Source organism: Sphingomonas sp. 66-10 (assembly GCF_001897045.1).
GTDB classification, from domain to species: Bacteria; Pseudomonadota; Alphaproteobacteria; order Sphingomonadales; family Sphingomonadaceae; genus Sphingomonas; species Sphingomonas lycopersici.
In genome coordinates this window covers 1-2,657 of record NZ_MKRR01000102.1, presented here as the reverse complement: position 1 = coordinate 2,657, position 2,657 = coordinate 1, and the positions used below count along the sequence as shown (strand labels likewise).

Below are 2,657 nucleotides of genomic sequence, written 5' to 3'. Positions count from 1 at the left end.
TGTGCTGTTCAGTGTGACGAAGGCGGCGTCATCTCCCGACAAGGTCAATCCCTCGCTGGAGAAGGTCGCACGCTTCCTGAACCTGCTCGGGGCGGACGGCGTGCGGCCGGCACAGGGAGATGTGATCGTGATCGTCCACGGGCCGGCGACACCGATTATTGCCGATGATGAGGCATATGCGACGAAAACCGGTGCCACGACGAACCCCAATCTTGCCTTGATAGCGGCGCTAAGGCGGGCAGGCGTGTCCGTTCGAGTGTGCAGCCAGGCTTTAGTCGGGAATGGGATCGCTCCGGTCACGGTCGATAAGGCTATCGAAGTCGATGTCTCGGCTCTCACCACAATGGCGACATTGCAGATACGTGGTTGGGCGCTGATCCCTGACTGATCGTACCGAACTTCCTGTTTTATCATTCCAGTCCGTAACGCGGCCGGTGTCACAACCGTCCGGTTGTGACACCTGCGTAGCACCCCAGCTTTTCCGCGGGTCTACAGGTGTCGGAACCCCGTGTCAGAATGGCAGGTTGGAAGCGACTATGCGCGATTATCCTGCGGTGATACCCAGGATGCCGCTCTGCTGCTCCACGCGGAGACCAATCCGCGGTGGGGTTCGGTCTGCCACGACCCGCAGGTAAAACATGTACGGTACTCAACTAGTCTTCTGCGGCTGAGCGGCCCTTGAGCGGTGGAGCGCGGTCACGCGCTTGACGTGGGCGATGCTGCACCCGGCGAGCTCCGCGGTCTTCGCGATGCTCATGCCCGCCTCGCGCAGACCTACGATGCGCCGGTGGTGGGCGAGGTCCGGCTTGCGGCCGGTGTACCGCCCCGCCCGCTTGGCAATCTCGATGCCCTCGCGTTGCCGCTCGCGCCGGGTCTCGTAGTCATCCCGCGCCGTCTGCAGCGCGACCCGCAGCAGCATGTCCTGCACCGCCTCCAGCACGATGCGCGCCACGCCTGCGCTATCAGCTACCAAGTCCGACAGGTCCACAATGCCCGGCACCGCCAGCCGAGCCCCCCTGCCCCGGATAGCATCCACCAGCAGTTCCGCTTCCTGCAGAGGCAGGCGGCTGATGCGGTCGATCTTCTCGGCCACCACCACCTCGCCCGGCTGCAGGTCCGCCACCATGCGCAGCAGCTCCGGCCGGTCCGGTCGCGCGCCCGACGCCTTCTCCCGGTATACGGCCGCGACATAAAAGCCGGCCGCCCGCGCACCAGCCACAATGCTCTCCTGCCGCGTCAGGTCCTGCTCGTCCGTGCTTACCCGCAAATACACCCGCGCCGCCCTAACCTCGCTGCCTGCCACCTGCTCATCACTCCTACTTGGCGTTGTTGGGTATACCCTTGTGAGCTGTCGGCTAGTTTGAGAACGATGGGACCTGCGGAGCCGCGAACGAATCGTGACCTGTTTTCCTCGGAACCTGAACAGCTCGATCGGCTGTTCAGGTGCGGATCAGCCCACGCCGTGAGTCGGGCCCCTGGCCGACTACCTCATTCGTGCTTTTGAGTGCGTTCGTTAGCCCAGAGGATCGCTCCCGCTTCAAGAACGATAAGCCGCGGTTTGGGAACTCGACGGGCGTTTCACCGAGCGGACCGGGAGGCAGCACACAGGGGGAGAGGCCCTGATGTGCCCCGTTGAGAGGAGCGGCACTTGACTTTAACCTCGCGACGCGCATATTGGCGTTATACCCGCTGGCAGGGTTCGCCTTGTCAGTTCAGGAGCCGCTGGGGCCTCGGCCTTCGGCGGCTTCTGCATATCTAGCCGGTGGGGATTGATGGCCGTTCAGCGTACCTATGTCTATGTCGACGGCTTTAACGTGTACTACCGAGCGCTTCGCGGCACTCCGCATAAGTGGCTGAACATCGAAGCGCTTGTGCAGGCGCTGCTCGGCCCCGACAATAGAATTGACATGATCCGGTACTTCACGGCGCCCGTCAGCGGGAAGCTGGATGCAGACCAACCGATCAGACAGGATCGCTATCTTCGAGCGCTGCGGACGCTGCCTAATCTTACCGTCCATTTGGGCAACTTCATAAGCAAGCCGAAGGTTCGCCCGCTTGAAACGCCGTTGGCGGACGGCACAACTCACGTTCGGGTCATCAACACGGAGGAAAAAGGCTCAGACGTGAATTTCGCGACCTATCTCGTCCATGACGCTTGGCAAAACCTGTACGACGTGGCGGTCGTGCTGACGCAGGATACCGACCTTTGCGAACCGCTGCGCATCGTCCGACGTGAGATCGGCAAGGAAATTGGGCTCGTCTGGCTCGACGGTTCCAAACCTGGGAAGATGGCGAACGATGCAAGCTTCGTTCGCCACATCACCCCTGCCCGCCTAGCCGCAGCGCAGTTCCCCAACCAGATGGTCGGCGCAAACGGAAAAACGATCAACAAACCTGCCGCGTGGTAGTAAGGCCAAGAAGGCTCGAAGAGCAAGGCGAGAGGCTTTGGCGACAATATAGATTATGTTAAGCATCTGAGCGTTATTTTCCGCGGGCTCCCGTCACTGCAGTGCCTCCGTCCAATCACTTCAGCCTGGAGCCACCGTCAGCATGCTCCTGTCGGGAAGGCTCTCAAGAAGGGTCCGCTTCGGCTCGGTTCGGACCGCTTACGACGCTATTCACGCCTGCAACGCCGGTCCGAGCTTCCCGCATGCCTG

3 protein-coding genes are annotated in these 2,657 nt (G+C 61.8%); 2 read left to right on the top strand and 1 reads right to left on the bottom strand.

Features of this window, described 5'->3' with window-relative positions; all coding sequences use genetic code 11:
* Positions 1-388 (top strand): DsrE family protein (locus BGN95_RS09545; RefSeq protein ID WP_286772491.1); only part of this gene is annotated, 388 nt, incomplete at its 5' end.
* A gap of 261 nt (positions 389-649) precedes the next feature.
* Here the strand turns inward: BGN95_RS09545 and BGN95_RS09540 are convergent.
* Complete coding sequence (locus BGN95_RS09540; RefSeq protein WP_170172280.1) at positions 650-1,273, bottom strand: recombinase family protein; 624 nt, start codon at positions 1,271-1,273, stop codon at positions 650-652.
* Positions 1,274-1,772: 499 nt separating this feature from the next.
* On the opposite strand from BGN95_RS09540, the gene BGN95_RS09535 reads away from it, so the two are divergent.
* Positions 1,773-2,408, top strand: coding sequence for an NYN domain-containing protein (locus BGN95_RS09535; RefSeq protein ID WP_286772490.1), 636 nt, complete (start codon positions 1,773-1,775; stop codon positions 2,406-2,408).
* The last annotated feature ends 249 nt before the right edge of the window (positions 2,409-2,657 follow it).

Coding starts and splice junctions, on each gene's coding strand:
- BGN95_RS09535 (WP_286772490.1), top strand. CDS start 1,773: ATGGCCGTTCAGCGTACCTATGTCTATGTCGACGGCTTTAACGTGTAC.